The 606-nt window shown below is 39.6% G+C and carries 1 protein-coding gene and 1 pseudogene; one reads left to right on the top strand and one right to left on the bottom strand.

Annotated elements, in window-relative coordinates; genetic code table 11:
• Positions 1–21: 21 nt before the first annotated feature.
• The gene (locus C900_RS27830) at positions 22–366 is read right to left on the bottom strand and encodes a helix-turn-helix domain-containing protein (RefSeq protein ID WP_009583838.1); all 345 of its coding nucleotides are present in this window, start codon (positions 364–366) and stop codon (positions 22–24) included.
• Here C900_RS27830 and C900_RS27835 point away from each other — a divergent pair.
• A pseudogene (locus C900_RS27835) lies at positions 366–606 on the top strand (hypothetical protein); the annotation flags it as partial. The gene C900_RS27830 and the pseudogene C900_RS27835 sit on opposite strands and share 1 nt — an antisense overlap.

The following is a 606-nucleotide window of genomic DNA, read 5'->3' on the forward strand; positions in this document are numbered from 1 at the left end:
AGAGAAGCAGGGCTTTTTTGATTATAAGGAGGCTACATTTTTTTGGAAGAACTCTTTAAATTTTTTAGTAGTGAGCATTTTATCAATCATTTTAAAGATGATATTGCGGTCTTCTTCATCCAGTTGGTTGATCAGGTTAATCTGCTCAATGGCCGTCTTGTCTTCAATGACTACTTCTCTGGGAATTTTACCATCATAGTTTAAAATCTGATCAGTGGTCATACCAAAAAGCTGGGCCATTTTTTGGAGCTCTTCGATTGTCAACGCCCGAGTGCCCTTCTCAATTTTACTGTAGGCGGATTTATCTACACCGATATGTGTGGCTACCTCAATTTGCTTGAGATTTTTCTCAGTGCAAAATCCCATTGAAATTCAAAAAAAAAGTGTCCCAATATTGGGACAGACACCACAATGGAAATATCCTTTTGCTGAAGCGTCAGGTGCATAACGCTGACCACCGCACCATCGATGCGCTGCAATACACCTACACCAATGGCAACATGACCAAAGACAGGAATAAGGAAATAGATACAATTTACTACAACCATCTCAACTTACCTGTAAAAGTCATCAAAACCGATGGGCAGTACATCAGATACATCTACG

The sequence above is a fragment of the Fulvivirga imtechensis AK7 genome, assembly GCF_000331535.1.
Lineage (GTDB): Bacteria > Bacteroidota > Bacteroidia > Cytophagales > Cyclobacteriaceae > Fulvivirga > Fulvivirga imtechensis.

Excerpts from the sequence above, each read along its gene's own strand:
- C900_RS27830 (WP_009583838.1), bottom strand. The coding sequence starts at position 366 with ATGGGATTTTGCACTGAGAAAAATCTCAAGCAAATTGAGGTAGCCACA.